At 65.0% G+C, this 21,225-nt stretch carries 30 protein-coding genes; 21 read left to right on the forward strand and 9 right to left on the reverse strand.

Annotated features, from left to right (window positions below; translation table 11 throughout):
• Window positions 1-12 precede the first annotated feature (12 nt).
• The 3 genes from grxD (at window position 13) to E4634_RS03435 (ending at window position 1,444) form a co-directional block, all read left to right on the forward strand.
• Window positions 13-342, forward strand: coding sequence for a Grx4 family monothiol glutaredoxin (gene grxD, locus E4634_RS03425; protein ID WP_135441216.1), 330 nt, complete (start codon window positions 13-15; stop codon window positions 340-342).
• A gap of 10 nt (window positions 343-352) precedes the next feature.
• Window positions 353-628 carry a BolA family protein gene (locus E4634_RS03430; protein WP_240725072.1) on the forward strand — a complete coding sequence of 92 codons (276 nt, stop codon included), beginning with the start codon at window positions 353-355 and terminating at the stop codon, window positions 626-628.
• Between the two features lie 90 nt (window positions 629-718).
• A complete protein-coding gene (locus E4634_RS03435) occupies window positions 719-1,444 on the forward strand; it encodes a dinitrogenase iron-molybdenum cofactor N-terminal domain-containing protein (RefSeq protein WP_135441217.1) in 726 nt (241 codons plus the stop codon).
• A gap of 6 nt (window positions 1,445-1,450) precedes the next feature.
• On the opposite strand, the gene E4634_RS03440 is transcribed toward E4634_RS03435, so the two are convergent.
• The 3 genes from E4634_RS03440 to hmuQ all read right to left on the reverse strand — a co-directional run bounded on the left by E4634_RS03440 (window position 1,451) and on the right by hmuQ (window position 3,246).
• Window positions 1,451-2,404 carry a 2Fe-2S iron-sulfur cluster-binding protein gene (locus E4634_RS03440; RefSeq protein WP_135441218.1) on the reverse strand — a complete coding sequence of 318 codons (954 nt, stop codon included), beginning with the start codon at window positions 2,402-2,404 and terminating at the stop codon, window positions 1,451-1,453.
• 116 nt (window positions 2,405-2,520) lie between these two features.
• Window positions 2,521-2,922, reverse strand: a complete 402-nt coding sequence (locus E4634_RS03445; RefSeq protein ID WP_135441219.1) for a DUF2750 domain-containing protein — start codon at window positions 2,920-2,922, stop codon at window positions 2,521-2,523.
• Window positions 2,923-2,943: 21 nt separating this feature from the next.
• The gene (hmuQ, locus tag E4634_RS03450; protein WP_135441220.1) at window positions 2,944-3,246 is read right to left on the reverse strand and encodes a heme-degrading protein HmuQ; all 303 of its coding nucleotides are present in this window, start codon (window positions 3,244-3,246) and stop codon (window positions 2,944-2,946) included.
• Between the two features lie 446 nt (window positions 3,247-3,692).
• Between hmuQ and E4634_RS03455 the strand changes: the two genes are divergently transcribed.
• The 7 genes from E4634_RS03455 (at window position 3,693) to E4634_RS03485 (ending at window position 7,821) form a co-directional block, all read left to right on the forward strand.
• On the forward strand, window positions 3,693-4,250 hold the full coding sequence (locus E4634_RS03455; RefSeq protein WP_135441221.1) for a hypothetical protein: 558 nt from the start codon (window positions 3,693-3,695) through the stop codon (window positions 4,248-4,250).
• Window positions 4,251-4,369: 119 nt separating this feature from the next.
• Entirely contained in the window at window positions 4,370-4,627 is a 258-nt protein-coding gene (locus tag E4634_RS03460; RefSeq protein ID WP_135441222.1) for a nitrogen fixation protein NifZ, read from the forward strand.
• The gene (locus tag E4634_RS03465) at window positions 4,624-6,318 is read left to right on the forward strand and encodes a nitroreductase family protein (protein WP_206046780.1); all 1,695 of its coding nucleotides are present in this window, start codon (window positions 4,624-4,626) and stop codon (window positions 6,316-6,318) included. Before E4634_RS03460 ends, E4634_RS03465 begins: the two co-directional genes overlap by 4 nt.
• A gap of 15 nt (window positions 6,319-6,333) precedes the next feature.
• Window positions 6,334-6,840: a tetratricopeptide repeat protein gene (locus tag E4634_RS03470; RefSeq protein WP_135441223.1), complete on the forward strand. Its 507-nt coding sequence runs from the start codon at window positions 6,334-6,336 to the stop codon at window positions 6,838-6,840.
• A 19-nt stretch (window positions 6,841-6,859) separates the two neighbouring features.
• Window positions 6,860-7,171: a rhodanese-like domain-containing protein gene (locus E4634_RS03475; protein WP_135441224.1), complete on the forward strand. Its 312-nt coding sequence runs from the start codon at window positions 6,860-6,862 to the stop codon at window positions 7,169-7,171.
• Window positions 7,172-7,186: 15 nt separating this feature from the next.
• Window positions 7,187-7,555 (forward strand): hypothetical protein, encoded by a 369-nt coding sequence (locus E4634_RS03480; RefSeq protein WP_135441225.1) that lies wholly within the window; start codon window positions 7,187-7,189, stop codon window positions 7,553-7,555.
• A gap of 14 nt (window positions 7,556-7,569) precedes the next feature.
• Window positions 7,570-7,821: a hypothetical protein gene (locus E4634_RS03485; RefSeq protein WP_206046795.1), complete on the forward strand. Its 252-nt coding sequence runs from the start codon at window positions 7,570-7,572 to the stop codon at window positions 7,819-7,821.
• A 10-nt stretch (window positions 7,822-7,831) separates the two neighbouring features.
• Here E4634_RS03485 and E4634_RS03490 read toward each other — a convergent pair whose 3' ends face one another.
• The 3 genes from E4634_RS03490 to E4634_RS03500 form a co-directional block, all read right to left on the reverse strand.
• Window positions 7,832-8,266, reverse strand: coding sequence for a YciI family protein (locus tag E4634_RS03490; RefSeq protein WP_135441227.1), 435 nt, complete (start codon window positions 8,264-8,266; stop codon window positions 7,832-7,834).
• A gap of 10 nt (window positions 8,267-8,276) precedes the next feature.
• Window positions 8,277-8,687 carry a hypothetical protein gene (locus E4634_RS03495; RefSeq protein ID WP_135441228.1) on the reverse strand — a complete coding sequence of 137 codons (411 nt, stop codon included), beginning with the start codon at window positions 8,685-8,687 and terminating at the stop codon, window positions 8,277-8,279.
• Between the two features lie 254 nt (window positions 8,688-8,941).
• Window positions 8,942-9,787: an SIR2 family protein gene (locus tag E4634_RS03500; RefSeq protein WP_206046781.1), complete on the reverse strand. Its 846-nt coding sequence runs from the start codon at window positions 9,785-9,787 to the stop codon at window positions 8,942-8,944.
• Window positions 9,788-10,241: 454 nt separating this feature from the next.
• Here E4634_RS03500 and nifH point away from each other — a divergent pair, with 454 nt between their 5' ends.
• The 7 genes from nifH to E4634_RS03535 all read left to right on the forward strand — a co-directional run bounded on the left by nifH (window position 10,242) and on the right by E4634_RS03535 (window position 16,484).
• A complete protein-coding gene (nifH, locus tag E4634_RS03505) occupies window positions 10,242-11,156 on the forward strand; it encodes a nitrogenase iron protein (protein ID WP_135441479.1) in 915 nt (304 codons plus the stop codon).
• Window positions 11,157-11,267: 111 nt separating this feature from the next.
• Entirely contained in the window at window positions 11,268-12,755 is a 1,488-nt protein-coding gene (gene nifD, locus E4634_RS03510; protein WP_135441229.1) for a nitrogenase molybdenum-iron protein alpha chain, read from the forward strand.
• A gap of 99 nt (window positions 12,756-12,854) precedes the next feature.
• The gene (nifK, locus tag E4634_RS03515) at window positions 12,855-14,435 is read left to right on the forward strand and encodes a nitrogenase molybdenum-iron protein subunit beta (RefSeq protein WP_135441230.1); all 1,581 of its coding nucleotides are present in this window, start codon (window positions 12,855-12,857) and stop codon (window positions 14,433-14,435) included.
• An 85-nt stretch (window positions 14,436-14,520) separates the two neighbouring features.
• Entirely contained in the window at window positions 14,521-14,742 is a 222-nt protein-coding gene (nifT, locus tag E4634_RS03520) for a putative nitrogen fixation protein NifT (protein ID WP_135441231.1), read from the forward strand.
• Between the two features lies 1 nt (window position 14,743).
• The gene (locus tag E4634_RS03525) at window positions 14,744-15,445 is read left to right on the forward strand and encodes a dinitrogenase iron-molybdenum cofactor biosynthesis protein (RefSeq protein ID WP_135441232.1); all 702 of its coding nucleotides are present in this window, start codon (window positions 14,744-14,746) and stop codon (window positions 15,443-15,445) included.
• A 2-nt stretch (window positions 15,446-15,447) separates the two neighbouring features.
• The gene (locus E4634_RS03530) at window positions 15,448-15,714 is read left to right on the forward strand and encodes a DUF6129 family protein (RefSeq protein ID WP_135441233.1); all 267 of its coding nucleotides are present in this window, start codon (window positions 15,448-15,450) and stop codon (window positions 15,712-15,714) included.
• Window positions 15,714-16,484: a 4Fe4S-binding leucine-rich repeat protein gene (locus E4634_RS03535; RefSeq protein ID WP_135441234.1), complete on the forward strand. Its 771-nt coding sequence runs from the start codon at window positions 15,714-15,716 to the stop codon at window positions 16,482-16,484. Before E4634_RS03530 ends, E4634_RS03535 begins: the two co-directional genes overlap by 1 nt.
• On the opposite strand, the gene E4634_RS03540 is transcribed toward E4634_RS03535, so the two are convergent.
• Window positions 16,468-16,908, reverse strand: a complete 441-nt coding sequence (locus tag E4634_RS03540; RefSeq protein WP_206046782.1) for an ankyrin repeat domain-containing protein — start codon at window positions 16,906-16,908, stop codon at window positions 16,468-16,470. The genes E4634_RS03535 and E4634_RS03540 overlap by 17 nt on opposite strands.
• 212 nt (window positions 16,909-17,120) lie before the next feature.
• Between E4634_RS03540 and E4634_RS03545 the strand changes: the two genes are divergently transcribed.
• Window positions 17,121-17,318: a hypothetical protein gene (locus tag E4634_RS03545; protein ID WP_135441235.1), complete on the forward strand. Its 198-nt coding sequence runs from the start codon at window positions 17,121-17,123 to the stop codon at window positions 17,316-17,318.
• Here the strand turns inward: E4634_RS03545 and E4634_RS03550 are convergent.
• Both E4634_RS03550 and E4634_RS03555 read right to left on the reverse strand, forming a co-directional pair.
• A complete protein-coding gene (locus E4634_RS03550; protein ID WP_135441236.1) occupies window positions 17,315-17,773 on the reverse strand; it encodes a bacteriohemerythrin in 459 nt (152 codons plus the stop codon). The genes E4634_RS03545 and E4634_RS03550 overlap by 4 nt on opposite strands.
• Window positions 17,774-17,872: 99 nt before the next feature.
• The gene (locus E4634_RS03555) at window positions 17,873-18,067 is read right to left on the reverse strand and encodes a (2Fe-2S)-binding protein (protein ID WP_135441237.1); all 195 of its coding nucleotides are present in this window, start codon (window positions 18,065-18,067) and stop codon (window positions 17,873-17,875) included.
• 298 nt (window positions 18,068-18,365) lie between these two features.
• Between E4634_RS03555 and E4634_RS03560 the strand changes: the two genes are divergently transcribed.
• The 3 genes from E4634_RS03560 to eutC all read left to right on the forward strand — a co-directional run bounded on the left by E4634_RS03560 (window position 18,366) and on the right by eutC (window position 21,211).
• Window positions 18,366-18,920 carry a leucine-rich repeat domain-containing protein gene (locus tag E4634_RS03560; protein ID WP_135441238.1) on the forward strand — a complete coding sequence of 185 codons (555 nt, stop codon included), beginning with the start codon at window positions 18,366-18,368 and terminating at the stop codon, window positions 18,918-18,920.
• Between the two features lie 93 nt (window positions 18,921-19,013).
• Window positions 19,014-20,408 (forward strand): ethanolamine ammonia-lyase subunit EutB, encoded by a 1,395-nt coding sequence (locus E4634_RS03565; RefSeq protein WP_135441239.1) that lies wholly within the window; start codon window positions 19,014-19,016, stop codon window positions 20,406-20,408.
• A complete protein-coding gene (eutC, locus tag E4634_RS03570; protein WP_135441240.1) occupies window positions 20,405-21,211 on the forward strand; it encodes an ethanolamine ammonia-lyase subunit EutC in 807 nt (268 codons plus the stop codon). Before E4634_RS03565 ends, eutC begins: the two co-directional genes overlap by 4 nt.
• The last annotated feature ends 14 nt before the right edge of the window (window positions 21,212-21,225 follow it).

The following is a 21,225-nucleotide window of genomic DNA, read 5'->3' on the forward strand; positions in this document are numbered from 1 at the left end:
GGAGATGACGCCATGAACAAACCGTCCACCGAAGAAATCATCCGCCGCCAGATCGCCGACAACCCGGTGATCATCTACATGAAAGGCTCGCCCGAGGCGCCCGAGTGCGGCTTTTCCGCCAAGGCGATTGCCGCGCTGAACACCACCAGCGCCGATCTCGCCTTCGTCAATGTGCTGCAGGCACCGTTCATCCGCGAGCGCCTGCCCAAGGTGTCCGGCTGGCCGACCTTTCCGCAGCTGTTCGTCAACGGCGAGTTGATCGGCGGCAGCGACATCATCTGCGAGATGATCGACAGCGGCGAGCTGCAGCCCCTGCTGCAGCAGGCCACTGCGGCGGCCTGAGGGTAGCGGCATGGCAATGCAACGCGAAGAGGTGATCGCGCGCATCGAGGCGGCGGTGCCGCAGGCGCAGGAGATCAAGGTCGAGGGCGCCGATTGCGACTTTACCGCGGTGGTGTTGAGCGAGGGCTTTGCCGGCGTCAGCCCGGTCAAGCGCCAGCAGCAGGTGCTGGCTGCGTTTGCCGACGTGATCGCCAGTGGCGAACTGCACGCGCTGTCGGTGCGCGCCCTCACGCCCGAGGAGTGGCAGAAGAAACAGGCCCAGTCCCTGACCCAGCTCGCGCTTTAGCGCGAGCGCAGTGAATTCGTCGCGTTTGCGCTGCGCTTGCGGCGTGGGCGCAACGCGCCAGGCGCGCACGTTTATCAAGGAGGTAAGCACATGGTCGACGTCAGCAATCTCAGCCGCGAGGCGGCGCTGCGTATCGCGCTGGCGGCGCGGGTCCTGCCGGATATCGGCGTGTCCAAGCTGCTCGACATCCTGCACCGGCGCATCCACGGCGAGCTCAGCGAGGAGAGCCTGAAAACCATCACCGTCACCGACCTGAAGACCGGCTTTGCCAGCGTCGACGGCGAGGAGGACGGCGAGGACATCGGCATCGGCCTGCCGGCCCTGAAGGAGGCGGTGCGTATTCTCTGGGGCGAGCAGGACGAGGAGGACCTGCCGGAGCCGGGCAGCTACGACACGCCGCTGGCAGGCGCCGTGCGCGTGGCGATCTCCTCCAACAGCGGCGAGTCGCTCAACGGGCATTTCGGCTCCTGCCTGCGCTATCTGGTCTACGACGTCTCGACCACCGACTACCGACTGGTGGATGTGCGCTCCGCTATCGAGGCCGACTTTTCCGACGATCGCAACGGCTTTCGCGCCGACCTCATCCGCGACTGCCAGGTGCTCTACGTGGTCTCCGTCGGCGGCCCGGCCGCGGCCAAGGTGATCCGCGCCGGCGTCTACCCGATCAAGCAGATCGATGGCGGTGAAGCGGGCGAGATCATCGCCGGCTTGCAACAGGTCATGGCCGGCAAGCCGCCGCCCTGGCTGGCCAAGATCCTCGGCGTCGACGCACAGGAGCGGGTGCGCTTCACCCGCAGCGAGGCGGACGTCGCCTGAGCGTCGCTACTGGGCGAACTCGAACGGGTCGCAGAAAATGTCGCTGTGGTGCGCGCCCTGCATGAAACTCTGGTATTGCAGGTGAGCGACCAGCGCCGGGGTGCCGCACAGGTAGACCAGGTGCCCGCGCAGGCTGGGGTGGTTGTGGGCCAGCAATTGCGTGATGTCCGCTTGCAGCGCACCGTCCAGCTGTGCCGCCTGCCGGCGCACCACCGGGATGATGTTCAAGCGGCCGGCATCGTCGTCCAGCGCCCGCAGTTCCCGCAAAAGATACAGTTGCCCGGGTTCCCCGGCACAGGCGTACAGGGTGATCTCGCCGTGGTGGCCGTCCGCCAGCGCCTGTTTCAATACGCCGTACACCGGTGACAGGCCGGTGCCGATTCCGACCAGGACCAATGGCTGTCCCGGCATCGCCGGGCTGTAATAGCAGTCTCCGCGGGGCAGGCTGATCGCGCATTCCTCACCGACCTGCAGCTGGTGTTCCACCCAGCCGCTGATCTGCCCGCCGCGGCGGCGCATGTGCAATTCGATGCAACCTTCCGCGGGCAGGCTGGCGATGGAGTAGACCCGCCCGCGCTTGGTGTTGCGCCACAGGGTCAGGTACTGGCCGGCGCGCCAGTCGACCTCGGCCTCCAGCCTGACCCGCAGCACCCGCGAATCCAGCACGTGTTTTTCCACCAGCGTGGCGTGGCGGCGGCTGTGGGTGTCGAGCAGTTCGATCTCGATGTCATCCCGCGGGCGGTACTGGCAGGTGAGGAAATAGTTGAGGGCGCGCTGGCGCTCATTCAGGCCGCGCTGGGCGCGGGCTGTGAGTTCGCCCTGCTTGAGCTGCGCCAGGCAGCTCTGGCAGTGACCGGTGCGGCAACTGCTCGGTATCTCGATACCGGCGCGCTCGAGGCTGTGAAGGACGTCGTCGTCGCCACAGGCAATGCGACGCTCCTGGCAGGTTATGACAGGCATCTCACTGACTTCGCTGTGTGGCTTCGCTACGGGCGGGCGATGTGACTGCGCGCAGGCAAACGCGCAGTGTTTAGATTACGCATGCACGGTCGGGCTGTAAATACTTGCGTGCGTGTTCATGCGTCCAGCCTGTATTCGCCGGCGTCAAACATGCCGGTGAGAATGTCGTAGAGCCGTTCCGGTGAGACCAGGCAGCCCTCGCTGTGCGCCGAGGGCAGCACCCTGAGCATGGCGTTGTCCTCAATCAGCGCGGTGAGTGTCTGGTAGACGAAGTCCTCGAGGGATTCCGCCAGCGGCGTGTAACCCTTGACCGTGTTGGCCTCCTCGGCGAGCTGGCGGTAAGGCCACACGGGCATGATCCACTGTTCGCCGGCCTCCTGCATGAGCCATTCGCAGCCGTCGTCCAGCCCCCACACTTCCTCGGTCTCGAAGACCCGGGTGAGGAAGTACTCGAGCAGATCGGCCTCGCTCATGTCCTGCAGGGCGGCGTATTCCTGGGGGTAGGGCGCGTAGCGCATGGTCTGTCTCTCCCTGTCGGCCTAGGCGACGGCCTCGAAGCCTTCGAACTGCGGCGGCCCGAGGTAGATGTCGCGGCTGCTGCCGGCGCCCGCGTGGGCCTTGCGAAAGGCCTCGGAGCGCGTCCACTCGGAAAACGCCTCGGCGGAGTCCCAGGTGGAGTGAGAGGCGAACAGGGTGCACTCCTCGCTGCTCGGACCCTGCAGCAAATGAAACTCGCGAAACCCCGGGACCTCCTCGAGGAAGGTCTCGCGGTTTTTCCAGATGTCGATGAAATCCTGTTCCCGTCCCGGAGCGATGCGGAAGCGGTTCATGGCGATGTACATGGTCGGGCGTCTCCTCGGCGCTGCTGCTGTCGTTGCCGCCCGCGCATGTTACGGCCGGCAGGTGACTGCTGTGTGGCAGATTCTGTTTTTCGTTCTGCAATTTTCAGTCCACTTTCTTGCCGGCTTTGCAGCACGTGGACAGGGCGCCGCAGTATGCCGGCAAACGGCGCCTGTAGCACCTGTGGCGCACGCCGGCTTTGTGGCATTTGCGCCAAAAGCGTCGTCTGCCGCCCCCGCGGGGAATGTCGTTACCCCGACAAAACGCTGAAAAGAAATTTAAACGCGGCCGGTAACTATCCGATTAATAACGACTTATCGGAGATCGAAAAATTGGGCATGGAGATTGCCATGGATAGCGGTAGAACCCATTGATCTGCGTGCGGGAGACTCCGGGACCAACGCCCCGGGCAGCCGCGCCACATCGCCGCAGCGCCGAGGAGGCCACCGTGAAACTGGATACGTACAAAGCCGACAATTTGTTGTTTAACGCCAACTTCTGCGACGCCACCAGCGAGCCGGGCCTCGCTGCCTATCGCGGCGACCTGGTGATCGTCGACGGCGGCCTGGACGACAAGGGCCACCCCAACCCGCCGCACGAAGTGCTGCGCGGTGCGGTGGTACTGGCCGGCGAGGACATCAAGCTGTTGATCGGCAGCCTCGACCAGATCGAGATGCTGCCCACCTTGCTCGAGCGTTTCGGCGCCGACCTGGCGGCGGACGCCAGCGTGATGCTGTTCGTGGTCAACGCCAGCGAGCGCGCCCAGTTCGATTACGAGGGTCGCGTGTTTACCATCATCCCCCTGGTCCAGGGCGTGTGCTGGAACGAGGCTATCGACGAACTAGCCCTGGAAAAGAGCGACTTCAAGGGCCAGACCCCGGCGGACAAGGTCGCCACCCTCTACGGCGAGATGAAGTCCTACCGCGCCAAGGGTGCAGTGAAATCCATGGACGAGCTGCTGGCCGCCACCACCAGCCAGGTGCGTGAGGCCTGGGGCGCGGTCTGAGCGTCGCGCTAGCCCCAGCGCTGCAGCCCACAAAGCGCTGCAGCCGACAAAGCGCTGCAGCCCATAAAGCGCTGCGGCCCATAAAAAGCACAGCGTGAAACAACCAGCGGAGGACACACATGGAACACGCACAACTGCAGCGCGGTGACGCGGTCTTCGCCACCCGTACCATCGTCAACGACGGCTCCGTGCCGGGCGCCGGGGAGAACGAGGTGTTCGCCACCGCCGGCACCATGGGCATGCTGATCAACACCGGCTATGTCGAACTGGAGCCGGACACCGAACTGTTCCTGGTCAGCTTCCGCGATGCCGACGGCAATGCAGGTCCCCCCGTGGCCTGCCTGGCGGAGGAGATCAGCGCCTCGCCGCTGTCGTGACATCGCTGGGTGAAAACCTGCCGCGTGTGCCGCGCGACGAATCGCCGCTGCGCGATGTGCGCGAATACCACGCGCTGAGCAGGCACAGCTTCCAGGCCTATGCCCGCGGCCCGGGTACCATCGACTGGGATCGCCAGCCGGACCCGTTTCGCCGCTTCGACGGGGCGCAGTGCCTGCCGCTGCCCCTGTGGCAGGGACGTGCCGACGCCGCGTCCGCCTGGTTTGCGGATATTGACGCCAGCGCGGCGCTCGCCCCTGTGCCTGCCAATGTTGAGGGCACCGGCGTGGCGCTCGACACGGACAGCCTCGGTGCCTGGCTGGAACACAGCCTGGCACTGTCCGCTTGGAAGCAACACGGCGGTGCGCGCTGGTCGGTGCGCTGCAACCCGTCGAGCGGCAACCTGCACCCCACCGAGGCCTACCTCGTGTTGTGTGGTGTCGACGGCCTGCGCGACGGGCTCTATCACTACCGCGCGGACCTGCACGCGCTGGAACTGCGTTGTGCGTATACCGCGGTGAGCAGCGATGAACCACTGGTGCTGGTCGGCCTGAGCAGCCTGCTGTGGCGCGAGGCCTGGAAGTACGGCGAGCGCGCCTATCGCTATTGCCAGCTGGATATCGGCCACGCGGTGGCGGCCTTGTCCTACGCTGCGCTGCTCAACCACTGGTCGCTGGCGCCGCTGGCGGTTGCCGACGACACTCTCGCCAGCCTGCTCGGTACCGACCGTGTGGCGGACTTTATTCCCGGCGAGGAGGAGTGGGCCGATTGCCTGCTGCAGTTGCGTCCCGCCGCCGACACAGCGCCGCTCGCCGCCATTCCCGCGACACTGGCCGCCGCGGCGGATGCCGGCCAGTGGTACGGCCGTGCGGAAGTGATCGACCGCCGGCATTTTTACGAGTGGCCGGTACTGGATGCGGTGGCGCGCAGCGCTGCCCGGCCGGCATCGGCAGCGGGCGAACTCGCGCCGCCGCCAGTCGAGGAGCGCGCCGCACCGTTGCCCGCCCTGCGCGGTGAAAGTCTATCGGCCCTGGTGCGCCGGCGCCGCTCGGCGCAGGCCTTCGACAGCGCCGCCGAGATGCCTCGCGAGCACTTCCTGCGGCTGCTCGATCACCTGCTGCCGCGCCCTGGACTGGCGCCGTGGAATGCGCTGCCCGCGGTCACCGGCTCGATTCACTGCGTGTTGTTCGTGCACCGGGTGGCGGGTCTGGCGCCGGGCCTGTACGCACTGCCGCGCAGCGCCACCGGCGAAGTGTTGATGCGCGAAGAACTGCGCGCAGAGTTTGCCTGGAGTGCGGTGGCGGATGCGCCGCCGCAGTTGCCGCTGTACCAACTGGTCGGCGCCCGGGCCGAGCGCGCCGCGGCGCGCCTCAGTTGCCAGCAGGCGATCGCCGCGGACGGCGTGTTCAGCCTGGCCATGCTTGCGGAGTTCGGGGCAGCTATAGAGGACCGCCCCTGGCGCTACCGGGAGTTGTTCTGGGAGGCGGGCGCACTGGGCCAGGCCCTGTATATCGAGGCGGAAAACGCGGGCCTGTGCGGCACCGGCATCGGCTGTTTCTTCGACGAGCCGGTGCACGAACTGCTCGGTGTGCGCGGCGACGCCCTGCAGAGCCTCTACCATTTCACGGTGGGCAGGCCGCTGCGCGACAGCCGTATCGTCAGCCTGCCACCCTACAGTGGGCGCCGATCATGACTCCGGAGAAAGCCAATGCAATTGCGTGACCTGTTCGCGGACCTGCCGCACGCCAGCGCGGCGGTGGTGCCGCTGGAACTGCAGCAATTGCTGCGCGAGGACCTCGATGCCAGCGCCGACTGGGAGCGCGCCGAGGCCCTGCTGCAACGCGCCCAGGACGCCATGCCGGGCCGGCTGGAGACGCGCATCGCACGCTACAAGCTCTACGCCTACAGCAATCGTTTCGAGCAGGCCCTGGCACTGATCGAGGAGGTACTGGCCAGCGCTGCCCAGGGCGCCGGCTTCAGTGCCGACTGGCGCAGCCTGCACAGCGGCAGCGCGGCCTGGCATCCCGCCGAGGGCGATGTGCGCCACTACCTGTACACGCTCAAGGCGATGGGCTTCGTGCACCTGCGCCGCGGCGACATCGACGGCGCGCTGGCGGTGCTGGAGAAACTGCGCGAGCTGGACCCCCAGGACCAGGTGGGCGGCAGCGTCGTCCACGATATTGCCTGCGGCTTGCGCGACGACGCAGAGGCATGAAACAGTAACGGAGGTGAGCATGAAAAAGTTTTCCACGGTAACGGTCACCGGCATGCCCGAGTTGTTGGCGGCCGACGACGCACTGCTGCTCGATTGTCGCCTGCTGCGCGACTACCGCGAGGGGCATATCGAGAATGCGATGCACGCCCACGACGACCTGGTGGAGTCGCTGATCAAGAAGGCCGACAAGGCCACGCCGCTGGTGATCTACTGCTACCACGGTCACAGTAGCGAGCACCTGGCGGAGTTGTTCGGCAACTTCGGGTTCCAGAACGTGTACAGTGTCGAGGGCGGTTACGCCCGCTGGCTGGAGAGCCGGCCACCGGCCTGAGGGGGAGGTGTCAGCATGTTGTGGTTGCAGAGTTTCTTTGACAACACGCCCGCTCCCGGCGAGCCGGTGAATCCCTGGTCCCTGCGCAAGAGTCCGCGTATCAAGAGCCTGCTGATCCGCGTTGCGGCGCAGCTCGATGACGCGCACTGGCGGGTGGATGCCAGCGCGCGCACCAATCCGGATGGCATCTACCTCACCCATCCCGCGGACACTGCCCTGCGCGCTTACCTGCATGTGCACGGCCAGCAGGCGGGCAGGGCGGGCCTGCACCTGGAGTTCCCGCCGGTCGACGGCCAGGGCCCGACCTACGAAACCTACGAGGACCTCACCCCGGCGCGTCTTGGCGACATGCTCGCCGCGCATTTCTGCACGGCGGGCGTTTAACCACCTTGGATACCGTGGGCGACAACCTCGATCTTATCACCGCGCTGGAGGGTCGCCTGAAAGCGGCGGTGAACCTCAGCCCGCGCGGCGAGCAGCGCTGGGTGATGACCCTGCGCCTGCTCTACGACGGCCACCCGGCCGGCAACCTCAGCTTCAACCTCGATGGCTACGACGCCGGCGAGGCCGAGGCGCTGGCGCGCAATATTCCCCACCACCCCGGGCTGATGCGCGAGATCGACGAGTACCTGTGGGGGGAGAGCGACTGAGCCGGCGCGGCTAGCCGCTCATGCCGATCAGCCAGGGGCGCACTTCGTAGTCCAGTACACCGGAGACCACCGCCGGGTCCGCCGCGGCGAAACCGCGCACGTCCTCTTCACTGACTCCCGCTGCCGGAATCATCATGCCGCCGCCTGTGGCATCCAGGTGCGGCCCGCCCAGCGCCAGCTGGCCGGCCTCCAGCACCTTGCGGTAGTGGGCAACGTGTTCCTCGACACCGGGCTGGTCGAACAGCGTCTTGCCGGGCAGCCAGTTGGGTCCCTGGCGGTGAAACACGACATAGCGGATATCCTTCATGGGGTGTCCCTGTTTTGCATTTGACGGCGTTGGTGAAGAAGGTGTTGAAGTGGAGGACACGGCGGCATGTCCGCCCAGAACGGCGAGTGCCGCCGCGAGCATCGCGGTGAAGCGCCGGCGGGTAAAGTCGGCAGGCATGGTTGGACTCCTACTGGTCGTGGCGCAATGCCACCTTGCGGATGATATACGGCATCGCCAGGTAGAGAAATAAGCTGGCCAGGTAGACGCTGCCGGCTATCGGGTCGCGCTCGGCGTAATATTCCTCCAGGCTCAGGCCGCGCAGGCCGAGCACCACCCCGAACTCCACCGTGAGCAGCCAGGCCAGCGCCAGGGTGCCCAGCAGCCACGCCTGCAGCGCCGAGAGCTGCCGCGCCCGCGGTGCCACCAGGTGGTGTGCGCTCCACACGATCACCGCCAGCATGAACGGCGTTTCCAGTAGTTCCGCGCGGCGCTCGCCCAGTGCCTCGAGCAGGAACAACACACGTATCGTGCCCAGTGCGAAGCCGGCGGCGAAGACGCAGGCGAAATAGCGTAGCGAGAGTGTCAGTAGGGGCCGCATGGGGCGAGACTGCCTGTGTCAGTGAGCCTCCTCTCCCACTGCCATGGCGGCGCGGTGGCGGAAGGCCGGGTTGCCTTCCGTCACGATAGCGCGGATTCGGGCGTTTGGCACGATGGCGCGGGTTCGGGCGCCTGGCACGATGGCGCGGATTCGGGCGCTTGGCACGATGGCGCGAGTTCGGGCGCCTGGCACGATCGCGCGCACCGTGGTGAGTGGCACGACACCCGAACACGGGCGCGTGCCAACCCCGGGGTTCAGGCCGCCTGGCGCGCCTGCAGCAGGTCGCTGAAGTCGGCCTCGACGATCTCCAGGCCTTTCTTCGCGCAGAAGCGCTTTTCCTTGTCGGTCGGCTCCGGCAGCAGGACCCAACCCGCCGGGTTGCCGGCGCCCCAGATCACGTCGCTCAGCACCATGCGCTCGGTGTCGCGCAGCATGCGCATACCGAGGAACACGTACTGTTTGCCGAGCCGGTGTTCCTTGAGGAAGGCCGGGATGGCGAAGCCGCCCATCAACTCGGTGATGTAGTCGACATAGTCCGCGTCCGAGGCGATGAAGTTCGGCTCCGGCAGCGGTGTGCCCATAGGCTTGAACAGCACCGGCAGCGAGGCGTCCACCTGGTCCAGGGTGACCTCGGTGTACTGGCCGCCGCGGTTTTCGTACAGCTTGAAGCGGTAGTCGGTGCCGGCGATGCGCGCCAGGCCCACCACCAGGGTGTGCGGCCGGCCGGCGTAGCACTGCTGCAACTGGGTGTCGCGGTTGATGTCGATGATGTAGGGCAGCTGCGCGTCGGCCAGCCACTGGTGAAAGCTGCTGTCGCTCCACTGGGTGTCGCCGTAGGTGGTGGTGAGGAAGCGCTCGATAAACTTGCGCCCCTTCTTCTGTTCGAGGTTCATCGCCGCGCGCGGGAACTCGTACATCAACTTGGGCGCCATCGGCGTGCCGTTGTTCATGGCCAGGATCAGGCTCTCGCTGTCCGCCGGCATCGGCTTGCCGTCGCCCTTGCTGGTGACGCCGCGCAGTACGCCGGGGCCCAGGTAGGGCACGACTGCGCCGCTGAGCATGCCATCGTAAATGGTGTTGAGTGTCGCTGTGGTGGTCATTGGCTTTTCCTCCGGGCTGGGTCCGTGACTCGCGAGGCGTTCGGGGGCAGCCCTTACGCCTTCATCTACATTCGGAAATCCCTGTCGCAAGAACCAGGCCAGCGCTAAGCGCTTGATTTGTAGTGGTTTGCGCTTGGCGCAAAGGTGACAAAGCGCAAACGGCGGTCGCAGCCGGTCGCGCTTTGGCGGGTTTGCGACAGAAATGGCCCGGCTTGTCGCAGTGGGGCGGGTGTCGGCAAAAAACCACAAATTGCGTGTTGTCTATCTGACATTGGCTGCGGATTGTCGCACAGGGTACGCCTGTGCTGGGGCGCTGATGAGCCCTAAAAAATCATAAAAAACAATGAGATATACCTTATGCCAGGTTCTGGCACAAAGCCTGCACCTACCCACAGTGAACAGGCAGCACCCGCAATGCAGGTAATTGTTGCCTGCAGCCAGAAGTAAGCAAGGCATCAGTCGCCTGTTAACAACGGAGGGAAATACCATGGCAATGCGTCAATGTGCAATTTACGGTAAGGGCGGTATTGGCAAGTCCACCACCACCCAGAACCTGGTCGCCGCACTGGCAGAAGCTGGCAAGAAAGTGATGATCGTCGGCTGCGACCCGAAGGCAGACTCTACCCGTCTGATCCTGCACTCCAAGGCCCAGAACACCATCATGGAAATGGCGGCAGAAGCCGGCACCGTGGAAGACCTGGAACTGGAAGATGTGCTGAAGACCGGTTACGGCGACGTTCGCTGCGTCGAGTCTGGTGGCCCTGAGCCGGGCGTCGGCTGTGCCGGCCGCGGCGTTATCACCGCAATCAACTTCCTGGAAGAAGAAGGCGCCTACGAGGACGACATCGACTTCGTCTTCTACGACGTTCTCGGCGACGTGGTCTGCGGCGGTTTCGCCATGCCGATCCGCGAGAACAAGGCCCAGGAAATCTACATCGTTGTCTCCGGCGAGATGATGGCCATGTACGCGGCCAACAACATCTCCAAGGGCATCGTGAAGTACGCCAACTCCGGCGGCGTGCGTCTGGCAGGCCTGATCTGCAACAGCCGCAACACCGACCGCGAGGACGAGCTGATCATGGCCCTGGCTGAAAAGCTGGGCACCCAGATGATCCACTTCGTTCCCCGCGACAACGTGGTACAGCGCGCCGAGATCCGTCGCATGACTTGTATCGAATACGATCCTGCAGCCGGGCAGTCCGACGAATACCGGGCCCTGGCCAACAAGATCATCGAGAACAAGAAGCTGGTCATCCCGACTCCCATCACCATGGATGAGCTGGAAGACCTGCTGATGGAATTCGGCATCATGGACGAGGAAGACCTGTCCATCGTCGGCAAGACCGCCGCTGACGAGGCAACTGCCTGATCTGAGATCGGGCGTGTTCGGGGCAGGGCGGATTAGCCCTGCCGGCGAGGGCCTTCCAGTGCGCTGGAAGTCCCTCCCGTTACCCGCAACCTTTTTATAGGAGGCTTAATCATGGCCGTTATGTCACGAGATGAAGTTGAATCCTTGATTCAGGAAGTGCTCGAGGTCTACCCGGAGAAAGCCAAGGCGAACCGTGCCAAGCACCTGTCGCCCAACGACCCGGAACTCGAGCAATCGAAGAAGTGCATCACCTCCAACAAGAAATCCCTGCCGGGCGTCATGACCATTCGCGGTTGTGCCTACGCCGGTTCCAAGGGTGTTGTCTGGGGCCCGGTGAAGGACATGATCCACATCTCCCACGGTCCCGTGGGCTGTGGCCAGTACAGCCGTGCCGGACGTCGCAACTACTACATCGGCACCACCGGTGTGAACGCGTTTGTCACCATGAACTTCACCTCGGATTTCCAGGAGAAGGACATCGTGTTCGGCGGCGACAAGAAACTCGCCAAGCTGATCGACGAGATCGAGACCCTGTTCCCGCTGAACAAGGGCATCACCATCCAGTCCGAGTGCCCGATCGGCCTGATCGGCGACGACATCGAGGCTGTGTCCAAGGCCAAGACCAAGGAACACGGCAAGACTGTGGTACCGGTGCGCTGTGAAGGTTTCCGCGGTGTTTCCCAGTCCCTCGGTCACCACATCGCCAACGACGCGGTGCGCGACTGGGTACTGTCTGCACGTGATGAAGACGACAGCTTCGAGACCACGCCCTACGACGTGGCCATCATCGGCGACTACAACATCGGCGGTGACGCCTGGTCCTCACGCATCCTGCTCGAAGAGATGGGCCTGCGTGTCGTGGCCCAGTGGTCCGGCGACGGCACCATCTCCGAGATGGAGCTGACCCCGAAAGTGAAGCTGAACCTGGTTCACTGCTACCGCTCCATGAACTACATCTCGCGCCACATGGAAGAGAAGTACCAGATCCCCTGGGTCGAGTACAACTTCTTCGGCCCGACCAAGACTGTCGAGTCCCTGCGCAAGATCGCGTCCTACTTCGACGAGAGCATCCAGGCCAAGTGCGAGGAAGTCATCGAGAAGTACCGCGGTGAGTGGGAAGAGGTCATCGCCAGATTCCGTCCGCGCCTGGAAGGCAAGCGCGTCATGCTGTACGTCGGCGGCCTGCGCCCGCGTCACGTGATCGGTGCCTACGAGGACCTGGGCATGGAAGTGGTCGGTACCGGCTACGAGTTCGGTCACAACGACGACTACGACCGCACCCTGAAGGAAATGGGCGATGCGACGCTGCTCTACGACGACGTCACCGGCTACGAATTCGAAGAGTTCGTGAAGAAGGTCAAGCCCGACCTCATCGGTTCCGGCATCAAGGAAAAATACATCTTCCAGAAGATGGGTATTCCCTTCCGGCAGATGCACTCCTGGGACTACTCCGGCCCCTACCACGGCTTTGACGGCTTCGCCATCTTTGCCCGGGACATGGACATGACCCTGAACAACCCGTGCTGGCACAAGCTGCAGGCGCCCTGGAAAAAGCAGGACGAAGCAGCAGGTGATGAGGCAGTAGCCGCCAGTGCGTAACTGAAGATGTAAGGGCTTCGTCTCGCGGCTGAGCGAAGCCCGTTCCTTAACCATTACCCGCCGGACCACAGATTAGTGGCGCGGGAGGAGGAAATACCAATGAGCCAGAGTGTCGACAACATCAAGCCCAGCTATCCACTGTTCCGTGACCAGGATTACAAGGATAGCCTGGCCAACAAGCGCGACAACTTCGAGGAGAAGCATCCCCAGGAGTTGATCGACGAAACCTTCATGTGGACCACCACTGAGGAATACCAGAAGCTCAACTTCGAGCGCGAGGCGCTGACCGTCAACCCGGCCAAGGCCTGCCAGCCCCTGGGCGCGGTACTGTGCTCCCTGGGCTTCGAGAACACCATGCCCTACGTACACGGCTCCCAGGGTTGTGTCGCGTACTTCCGCACCTACTTCAACCGTCACTTCAAGGAGCCGATCTCCTGCGTGTCCGACTCCATGACCGAAGACGCTGCGGTATTCGGCGGCCAGAAGAACATGTTCGACGGCCTGGAAAACTGCAAGGCCACCTACAAGCCGGACATGATCGCGGTCTCCACCACCTGCATGGCGGAAGTCATCGGTGACGACCTCAACGCCTTCATCGGCAACTCGCGCAAGGAAGGCCACATCCCGGACGACTACCCGGTACCCTTCGCCCACACCCCGAGCTTTGTCGGCAGCCACACCACCGGCTGGGACAACATGTTCGAGGGCATCGCGCGTTACTTCACCCTGAACTATATGGAAGACAAGCAGGTCGGCAGCAACGGCAAGATCAATATTGTGCCGGGCTTCGAGACCTACCTGGGCAACTTCCGTGTGATCAAGCGCATGCTCGACGAGATGGACGTGGGTTACACCATGCTCTCCGATCCCGAGGAAGTGCTGGATACCCCGGCCGATGGCAAGTTCCGCATGTACGCCGGCGGCACCACCATGGACGAGATGAAGGATGCACCGAACGCCCTGAACACGCTGTTCCTGCAGCCCTGGCAGTCCACCAAGAGCCTCAAGTTCGTGAAGAACACCTGGCAGCACGACGCGCCCGGCGAGAAAGATTTCAAGATCCCCATGGGTCTGGACTGGACCGACGCTTTCCTGATGAAAGTCAGCGAAGTTACCGGCCAGGAAATCGCCGAGTCGCTGGCCAAGGAACGCGGCCGCCTGGTCGACATGATGACCGACTCCCACGCCTGGCTGCACGGCAAGCGCTACGCACTGTGGGGCGACCCGGACTTCGTCATGGGCATGACCAAGTTCCTGCTGGAACTGGGCTGCGAGCCGATCCACATCCTCGCCAACAACGCCAACAAGCGCTGGAAGAAGGCCATGGAGGCGATCCTCGCCGAGAGCCCCTACGGCGCCAACAGCGAAGTGCACATCGGCAAGGACCTGTGGCACATGCGTTCCCTGGTGTTCACCGACAAGCCGGACTACATGATCGGCAACTCCTACGGCAAGTTCATCCAGCGCGACACGCTGTACAAGGGCGAGGAGTTCGAGGTGCCGCTGATCCGCATCGGCTTCCCGATCTTCGACCGTCACCACCTGCACCGTGCCACCACCCTGGGTTACGAGGGTGCCATGCAGATCCTCACCACCCTGGTGAACACGGAGCTGGAGCACCTGGACAACAAGACCCGCGGTATGCAGACCACCGACTACAACTACGACCTGGTGCGCTAACCGGTCCGTTGGTCGATCCCCTCCGCGGCGGTACTGCACCGCCGCGGAGTTTCTCTGCACCATTCAATGTACCGTGGAGGCCACCATGCCCAGCGTCATGTTACGTCGCAACGAAAACGGTCAGATGACCCTGTACGTTGCCAAGAAGGACCTCGAGGAAACCGTGGTTTCCATCGAGCACGAATCCGAGGAGAAGTGGGGAGGGGAGTTCACCCTCGCCGACGGCTCCGCCTACTACATCGAGCCGCTCGCCGCGGCGCCCAACCTGCCCATCACCTTGCGCGCGAGGCGCGCGGGGGGCGCCTGACATGAGCGGCGCTCCACTGTCCGAGCAGGTAGCACTGCGGGTGGGGCTGGCGGCAAGAGAGCTGCCCGATGTCGATGCCAGCCTGTTGCTGAAGATCCTGCTGCAGGCGATCGGCACCCCGCTGACCGCCGCACGCCTGTCCAAGCTGCGCAAGGCGCGCCTGCTGGGCGCGGCCAATGGCCTGCTCGACCAGGCCAGCGACGAGCAGCTCTCCCGCGCGGTCAACTTCCTCAAGGGCCGCGGCTTCGAACTGGAAGCCGAGCCTGTCCCCGATGTGGTCGATTACAACGCGGGCGACATGCCCGGGTCGATCCGCATCGCCTGCACTTCCAACAGCGGCGATCGCATCGACGGGCATTTCGGCTCCTGTGCGCGTTTCCTTATCTACCAGGTCTCGGCGGAGGAAGTGCGCCTGATCGAACTGCGCGATGTTCCCGCCGCAGGCCCGGACGATGACAAGAACAAGCTGCGCGCGGATCTGATCGCCGACTGCCATGTGCTGTGCACTGCCTCGATCGGCGGCCCGGCCACGGCCAAGGTGGTACGCGCCGGCCTGCACCCGATGAAACTCGCCCAGCCGCGGCCCGCGCCGGAGCTGATGGCCGAGTTGCAGGTGGTGCTCTCCGGTTCGCCGCCGCCCTGGCTGGCGAAAATCATGGGCGAGGACCCGCAGTCGCGGGTGCGCTTCGCGGTGGAGGCCTGAACATGCTGAGTACAAACGACATCGATGCCGTGATCGGTATCGTCGGCGAGCAGGGACTGAGTGAAACCACCATCGCCGGGCTGCGCCAGCAATTCGGCGGTGCGCATTTCACCTACTGCTCGGACGACGACATCGGCGACGCCCGGCCCTACCGCGAGTGCGCGGGCTTCAACGTCTACCTGGTCAACTCCGAGGATCACTGCTCGGTGCTGACCCGCGAGGTTGAAGGTGCCTCCGGCATGGTGCTGGCCGAGGTCTACGACGAGTGATGGCCAGCGGTGACGAGGGCAACCCGGACCTGACCCCGCGCGCGGACTGCCTGTCCTGTCGCTACAGCGAAACCCTGCTGCCGCAGGGCCGCTGTGCGCCGGGGGATTCCTGCGTGGTGGTCGACAGCGGCCGGCAGATCGACCGCTTCCTGCGCGCCAACCCGGAACTCGCCCCGCGCTACATGCGCGATGCGTTCTGGGAGCGCCGCGCCATCGCCGCCCGCTACCTGCCCACCGAGTTGCTCGACGAGCTGATCGACGACGAGGACGAAGCGGTGCGCCGCGCCGTCGCCTACCGCCTGCCGCGCGAACGCCTCGGCGAGATGCTCGAGGACGAGGATCGCGAAGTGCGCATCACCGTCGCCGATCGCCTGCCGGCAGAGCAACTCGAGCGCATGGCCGACGACCCGGACTACCTGGTGCGCGCCTACGTCGTACAGCGCGTGCCGGTGGGCCGGTTGTTCCGCTTCATGCGCGATGAGGACCGCCAGGTGCGCAAGTTGGTCGCGCGGCGCCTGCCGGTGGAAACCCTGGACATGATGATCTGCGACCCGGAACCGGAGATCCGGCGCATCGTCGCCGGTCGCCTGGATGGGGACTGTGTGCTGCCGCTACTCGAGGACGATGACTGGACCGTACGCCTGGCGGCGGTGGAAAACGCGCCGCTGGGCCGCCTGCGTGCACTGGTCAACGACAGCGACCCGGAGGTGCGCGAGGCGGTACAGCGGCGCTTCGCGGAACAGGACAGTATCGCTACGCGCTCGCCCTGAGCAGGCGCAGGCACTCGATATTGCTGGCCAGGTCCAGCGCGCTGAAATCGTCCAGCGAGCGGCGGCCTGTGTCCGCACCGCGTTCCAGGAAGTACTTCACCCACTGGGTCTTGCCCGCCGAGGCCGCGTACATCAGCGCGGTGGCGCCGTTGTCGTTCTGGTTGTCGATATCCGTGCCGGCGGCCAGCAGGGCGTCGGCCAGTTCCACATTGTTTGAAACCACGCAGGCCCACAGCGCGTCGGTGCCGTCCATGTTGCGGTGCGCGTGGTCGGCGCCGGCGCCCAGCAATTCCAGTGCTATCGCGGTTGCGCCGTGGCGGCAGGCGAGCATCAGCGCGGTGTCGGCGTACTTGCCCGGCGCGTCAATCACCGCGGGGTCAAAGCCGTTGTCGCGCATCCAGGCGCGTGTGTTGTCGGACAACATACATCGAATCTCCCTCGATTGTGCCGCGCGCTGTCGGGCGCGTGCGCCAAGCGATTGATTACATGACAGAAAATTTTGGGCGTCGCGAGTTGCCGTTGGTACGGATCTGGCAATACCCACAGTGCCAGCCTTCGCCGGTGTCGCCACAGCCTTAGTGCCGGCCCGCGCGGGGCGCCATTTGTTCCACTTCACCGACGTCACGGAGACATGTCATGGCTGAATACACCCTGCAGAAACTCGATACCGAAGCTGCCCAGTACACGGTGCACAACCTCAATTGCGCCGAGTTGGCCAGCCAGGAGCCCGGTCGCTATCTCGGTTCCTACGGCAATCCGCAAGCGGCCTACGCCAAGGCGGTCGGGATGTTCAGCGACGTCAGTTGCTGCCCGCAGTGCATCGCCGCCAGCTAGTCCGCGGCATCCTCCTCTCCGGCAGCGCGCAGGCACAGGTCCGCCGCCAGCGCGCTGTCCATGGTGCGGGCGTGGTTGCCAAACCACTCCATCAGGTTGTCGCTGACCCAGGCCCGCGCCATTCCCCCGCGACCGGCTTCTGCCCGGTCGCAAAACCGCTGCATGTCGCCGAGGATGCGCTGGTGTTCCGCGCGATGCTCGCCCAGCAATTTGTGGTTGACCGCCTCCATGCGCGACTCCTCGCTCAGGAAGTGGGCCTGTGTGTGCTCGAATAATTCGTGCAGCGCGGGCGCCAGGGCTGCCCCCGGGGCCTGCGCCGCCAGCTGCGCCAGGGCGAGGAACTCGCGGTGGGTGTCGTCCATCTGCGGGTAGCCCAGGGCCAGGCCCGCATCGTCCAGGGCATCGCTGTGGGTCGCGCTTTCGCTGTGGGCTTGCGCCGGGGTGTCGCTTGGCATCGTGTTTCTCCTGTTATTCAGGGCCCGTGATCCGGGGTCTGTGATCCCGGTCTGTGATTCTGGGTCTGTGATTCTGGGCCTGTGGTGAAAGGTCTGGCGTCAGGATACCGAGGGCTGCTCGGCGCGCCGGCTGGCCAGGGTTTCCTTCAGGCAGTCCTTGGCACAGGTGGCGCAGCGCCCGCACTCGGTGGCGACGCCGAGGTCGTGGCGCAGGTGTTTCATGCGTTCGGCACCGCCGTCCACGGCTTCCACGATATGGCGTTCGGTGACGGCTCGACACAGGCAGACGTACATCGCTGGGCTCCCTCGCTGCAGTTAGGAAACATTCGCATTTGCGTGGGTAACTGCAAACTCCGGGCCGGGTTGTCCAGGTCTTGAAGACTGGCCGATAAATCAAGGGTTTAGGCCGCTTCTGCCGGAATGGACGTCGGTTTGTTTGTCGCGATTGCGACAGGAAACAGCGCATCGAAGCGGGGGCAGGGTGTCGCATCCCCGACACTGCACGACACAAGTGCTTGAATCTGCGCAGGTTCGCAGCTGGCGCGCTTTTTGCCATATCTTCCGGGTATGGTTTTTCCTGGAGATCACCGGCATGAAAGTGGAAGACATCCCCTTTGCAGACGAGGCCTTTCGCGCCGCCGTCCTCGCCAGCGGCGAGACCGAGGCGGAAGCGGTGCGCGTGGTGCGCGCTCGCAAGCAGAAGATCAGCAGCGCTCGCGGTATCGAGCACCTGCCCAATCTCGAGGTCCTCGACCTGACCCGCAACCGCCTGACGGAACTGGACCTCAGTGGCAACCCGAAGCTGAAGCAGCTGTTCCTGGGCAACAACCAGCTCGAGTCGCTGGACCTGACCGGGCTGTCGCAACTCGAGGGCCTGGAGATTTTCATGAACGAGCTGGAATCCCTGGATCTGACCGCTAACGCCAGGCTGGAGATTCTCTACGCCAATGGCAACGAGTTCGACGAGGTAGATCTTTCTGCCAACCCGGCACTGTGCGAAGTGCAGCTGAACGACAATCGCCTGCAGCGCATCACGCTGCCCGAAGGCGATACGCTGGAAAGCCTGTGCGCCAGCAACAACCGCCTCTCGGAACAAGCCGTGGCGGCGCTGCGCAGCGCGCTCTCGGGCTGCAGCGTCAGATTGTAGGCGGGGCATTCGACGCGCGGCCGCGGGTTTTGCGCAGCCCGCGGCAAGTGGTGGATAATTCCGGTTGAACTGCAACCGGGGCCAGCGCCACGCATGCCTTTCCACAGCCTGATCGGCAGTCACAGCTACCGCTTTGACGACCTGCGCACTCTGTTGGCCAAGGCCACCCCGGCGCGCTCCGGCGATTACCTCGCGGGTATCGGTGCCGCAAGTAACGAGGAACGGGTCGCCGCCCAGTGGGCGCTGGCGGAGGTGCCGCTGGCGCACTTTCTCCAGGAGGCCGTGATTCCCTACGAGGAGGACGAGGTCACCCGTCTGATCCTCGACAGCCACGACCGTGAGGCCTTTGCACCGGTCGCGCACTTCACCGTCGGCGAGTTGCGTAACTGGCTGCTGGCCAGCGCCGACAGCGCCGCGCTGGCGGCACTGCGGCCCGGGCTCACCCCGGAGATGGCCGCGGCGGTGAGCAAGCTGATGCGCGTGCAGGACCTGATCAGCGTGGCGCGCAAGTGTCGCGTGACGACCGCCTTTCGCAACCGCATCGGCCTGCCCGGACGGTTTTCCACGCGCCTGCAGCCGAATCATCCCACCGACGATGTCGCCGGTATCGCTGCATCCATTATCGACGGGTTGCTCTACGGCAGCGGCGACGCGGTGATCGGCATCAACCCGGCCAGCGACAACGTGCAGGCGGTGATCCGGCTCAACCACTTGCTCGAGGACGTCATCCGGCGCTTTTCCATTCCCACCCAGGGCTGTGTGCTGACCCATGTCAGCACCACCCTCGAGGCGATCGCGCGCGGCGCGCCGGTGGACCTGTGCTTCCAGTCCATCGCCGGCACCCAGGCGGCGAACACCGGCTTCGGTATCGACCTCGCGTTGCTGCGCGAGGCACAGCAGGCCACCGCGGCGCTCGGTCGCGGCACGCTCGGCAACAACGTCATGTATTTTGAGACCGGGCAGGGCAGTGCGCTGTCCGCCGGCGCCCACCACGGGGTGGACCAGCAGACCCTGGAGGCGCGCGCCTACGCCGTGGCACGCGCCTTCGAGCCGCTGCTGGTCAACACCGTGGTCGGGTTTATCGGGCCGGAGTACCTGTACGACGGCAAACAGATTGCGCGGGCCGCGCTGGAGGATCACTTCTGCGGCAAGCTGCTCGGCCTGCCCATGGGCTGCGACATCTGCTACACCAACCATGCCGAGGCCGACCAGGACGACATGGACGCGCTGCTCACCCAGTTCGCCGTGGCCGGCGGCAGTTTCATCATGGGCGTGCCGGGGGCGGACGACATCATGCTCAACTACCAGTCCACTTCGTTCCACGACGCACTCTACATACGCGAGGTGCTCGGCCTGCGTCCGGCGCCGGAGTTCGAGCGCTGGCTGCTGGAGCAGGGTATCTTCGACGACAGTGGTCGCCTGGTCACCGGCGAGTCGCCGCCGCCGGCCCTGGCGGCGCAACTGAAGCTGACCGGGGGCACCGCGTGAGCGATATCACCCGCAATCGCTGGGACAGCCTGCGCCAGTACACCCCCGCACGCATTGCCACCGGGCGCGTCGGCCACGCCCAGCCGACCCGGGCGCAACTGCAGTTCCAGCTGGACCATGCCCGCGCCCGCGATGCCGTGTGGCACCCGCTGGACAGTGCGCAACTCGCCGAGCGCCTGCTCAAGCTCGGCCCGCCCGTGCTGCGGGTAAACAGCGAGGTCAGTGACCGTGCCCAGTACCTGCAGCGCCCGGACCTCGGCCGCCGCCTGGCCAGGGCCGATCGCAGTCGCCTGGAGAGTGCCGTGGGTGCGGCGGGCGCGGCGGATGTCGCCATCGCCGTGGTTGATGGCCTGTCGTCCATCGCCGTGGAAACCCACGCGGCACCGCTGCTCGAACGCCTGCTACCCGCGCTGCGCGACAATGGGCTGAAGCTGGCGCCGCTATCGATTGTCGCCCAGGGCAGGGTGGCGATCGGCGACGAGATCGGCGAAGCCCTGGGCGCACGCCTGAGCCTGGTACTGATCGGCGAACGCCCCGGCCTCAGTTCGCCGGACAGCCTCGGCCTGTACCTGACCTTCGGCCCGCGCCGCGGGCGCGTGGACGCGGAGCGCAACTGCGTATCGAACATCCGGCCACCACACGGACTGGACTACGAGCGGGCGGTGGAGACCTGCCTGTACCTGTGTCGCAACGCGCTGCAGCGCAGGCTGAGCGGGGTGCAACTCAAGGATGATTCGGTGGTGGTAGACAGCCCGCGGACCCAGCGTGTCCCGTTCTTTCGTGATACCCGGGGGCGCGGTTGACGATGTCCCATAAA

The sequence above is a fragment of the Mangrovimicrobium sediminis genome (genome assembly GCF_004745945.1).
Classification (GTDB): domain Bacteria; phylum Pseudomonadota; class Gammaproteobacteria; order Pseudomonadales; family Halieaceae; genus Mangrovimicrobium; species Mangrovimicrobium sediminis.

What these genes read in the sequence shown, in the direction of transcription:
- grxD (WP_135441216.1), top strand. Translation starts at nt 13, where the DNA reads ATGAACAAACCGTCCACCGAAGAAATCATCCGCCGCCAGATCGCCGAC.
- E4634_RS03430 (WP_240725072.1), top strand. Translation starts at nt 353, where the DNA reads ATGGCAATGCAACGCGAAGAGGTGATCGCGCGCATCGAGGCGGCGGTG.
- E4634_RS03435 (WP_135441217.1), top strand. Translation starts at nt 719, where the DNA reads ATGGTCGACGTCAGCAATCTCAGCCGCGAGGCGGCGCTGCGTATCGCG.
- E4634_RS03440 (WP_135441218.1), bottom strand. Translation starts at nt 2,404, where the DNA reads ATGCCTGTCATAACCTGCCAGGAGCGTCGCATTGCCTGTGGCGACGAC.
- E4634_RS03445 (WP_135441219.1), bottom strand. Translation starts at nt 2,922, where the DNA reads ATGCGCTACGCGCCCTACCCCCAGGAATACGCCGCCCTGCAGGACATG.
- hmuQ (WP_135441220.1), bottom strand. Translation starts at nt 3,246, where the DNA reads ATGTACATCGCCATGAACCGCTTCCGCATCGCTCCGGGACGGGAACAG.
- E4634_RS03460 (WP_135441222.1), top strand. Translation starts at nt 4,370, where the DNA reads ATGGAACACGCACAACTGCAGCGCGGTGACGCGGTCTTCGCCACCCGT.
- E4634_RS03470 (WP_135441223.1), top strand. Translation starts at nt 6,334, where the DNA reads ATGCAATTGCGTGACCTGTTCGCGGACCTGCCGCACGCCAGCGCGGCG.
- E4634_RS03475 (WP_135441224.1), top strand. Translation starts at nt 6,860, where the DNA reads ATGAAAAAGTTTTCCACGGTAACGGTCACCGGCATGCCCGAGTTGTTG.
- E4634_RS03480 (WP_135441225.1), top strand. Translation starts at nt 7,187, where the DNA reads ATGTTGTGGTTGCAGAGTTTCTTTGACAACACGCCCGCTCCCGGCGAG.
- E4634_RS03490 (WP_135441227.1), bottom strand. Translation starts at nt 8,266, where the DNA reads ATGCCTGCCGACTTTACCCGCCGGCGCTTCACCGCGATGCTCGCGGCG.
- E4634_RS03495 (WP_135441228.1), bottom strand. Translation starts at nt 8,687, where the DNA reads ATGCGGCCCCTACTGACACTCTCGCTACGCTATTTCGCCTGCGTCTTC.
- E4634_RS03500 (WP_206046781.1), bottom strand. Translation starts at nt 9,787, where the DNA reads ATGACCACCACAGCGACACTCAACACCATTTACGATGGCATGCTCAGC.
- nifD (WP_135441229.1), top strand. Translation starts at nt 11,268, where the DNA reads ATGGCCGTTATGTCACGAGATGAAGTTGAATCCTTGATTCAGGAAGTG.
- nifK (WP_135441230.1), top strand. Translation starts at nt 12,855, where the DNA reads ATGAGCCAGAGTGTCGACAACATCAAGCCCAGCTATCCACTGTTCCGT.
- nifT (WP_135441231.1), top strand. Translation starts at nt 14,521, where the DNA reads ATGCCCAGCGTCATGTTACGTCGCAACGAAAACGGTCAGATGACCCTG.
- E4634_RS03525 (WP_135441232.1), top strand. Translation starts at nt 14,744, where the DNA reads ATGAGCGGCGCTCCACTGTCCGAGCAGGTAGCACTGCGGGTGGGGCTG.
- E4634_RS03530 (WP_135441233.1), top strand. Translation starts at nt 15,448, where the DNA reads ATGCTGAGTACAAACGACATCGATGCCGTGATCGGTATCGTCGGCGAG.
- E4634_RS03535 (WP_135441234.1), top strand. Translation starts at nt 15,714, where the DNA reads ATGGCCAGCGGTGACGAGGGCAACCCGGACCTGACCCCGCGCGCGGAC.
- E4634_RS03540 (WP_206046782.1), bottom strand. Translation starts at nt 16,908, where the DNA reads ATGTTGTCCGACAACACACGCGCCTGGATGCGCGACAACGGCTTTGAC.
- E4634_RS03545 (WP_135441235.1), top strand. Translation starts at nt 17,121, where the DNA reads ATGGCTGAATACACCCTGCAGAAACTCGATACCGAAGCTGCCCAGTAC.
- E4634_RS03550 (WP_135441236.1), bottom strand. Translation starts at nt 17,773, where the DNA reads ATGCCAAGCGACACCCCGGCGCAAGCCCACAGCGAAAGCGCGACCCAC.
- E4634_RS03555 (WP_135441237.1), bottom strand. Translation starts at nt 18,067, where the DNA reads ATGTACGTCTGCCTGTGTCGAGCCGTCACCGAACGCCATATCGTGGAA.
- E4634_RS03560 (WP_135441238.1), top strand. Translation starts at nt 18,366, where the DNA reads ATGAAAGTGGAAGACATCCCCTTTGCAGACGAGGCCTTTCGCGCCGCC.
- E4634_RS03565 (WP_135441239.1), top strand. Translation starts at nt 19,014, where the DNA reads ATGCCTTTCCACAGCCTGATCGGCAGTCACAGCTACCGCTTTGACGAC.